Origin of the sequence: Bacillus sp. REN3 (assembly GCF_017912555.1) — a bacterium.
Lineage (GTDB): Bacteria > Bacillota > Bacilli > Bacillales > Cytobacillaceae > Mesobacillus.
In genome coordinates this window covers 1-354 of the sequence record NZ_JAERSD010000076.1, presented here as the reverse complement: position 1 = coordinate 354, position 354 = coordinate 1, and the positions used below count along the sequence as shown (strand labels likewise).

1 protein-coding gene is annotated in these 354 nt (G+C 45.2%); it reads right to left on the bottom strand.

Annotated features, from left to right (window positions below; all coding sequences use genetic code 11):
- On the bottom strand, window positions 1–354 hold a 354-nt coding region (locus JJQ88_RS21060), incomplete at both ends, for a transposase (RefSeq protein WP_210367982.1).

Below are 354 nucleotides of genomic sequence, written 5' to 3'. Positions count from 1 at the left end.
GCTCGATTGTGCTTAATCTGCCCAAACACTGGCTCTACATCTATTTTTCGCTGCCTGTATCTTTGGCTTCCTTCTTCCGTTGCCATGCGTTCACGAACTTCTTTTCGTTGTTGTTGGTTTTTCACGGAGACCTGAACGGTCTTTGTATCTTTGTCTTTGGCACAGGTTGTTTGGAATGGACAGTTCATACAATCGGTACAGCGGTACGTGCGCTTCACGGAATCGTATCCGTTGTCGGACTTTCTTTGACTCTCATACTGGAAAATCAGGCGTTTTCCGTTTGCGCAAATCCATTCATCTAGCTCTTCGTCATACTCCATATTTTCAACACGGCCAATTTGTTCCTTCCACACT